At 60.2% G+C, this 221-nt stretch carries 1 protein-coding gene; it reads right to left on the minus strand.

Annotated features, from left to right (window positions below; all coding sequences use genetic code 11):
* A partial coding sequence (locus tag AC0L3P_RS40405; protein ID WP_473309509.1) for a hypothetical protein occupies positions 1-205 on the minus strand: 205 nt, incomplete at its 3' end.
* Between the last annotated feature and the right edge of the window lie 16 nt (positions 206-221).

Raw genomic sequence — 221 nt, forward strand, 5'->3', positions numbered from 1 at the left:
GGATATCTTCATGCCGCCAGGCAGGGAAACTAGCCTCAGGCGAACTCTCCTCAGGAGAGCGGAGCTGTAGCTCACCCCCCCCCTGCTGCTCGAAGCCATCCTGATCCGAACGCTCGACGTCGGCCTCTTGCCGCGCACGCTGCAGCTCCTGTTGCTCGGCGTACCAGCGCATCCAAGAGTTCGGGTCGTTATAGATCGGATCCATACCATTCATCCTGATG

The organism is Bradyrhizobium sp. WSM4874, assembly GCF_055811835.1.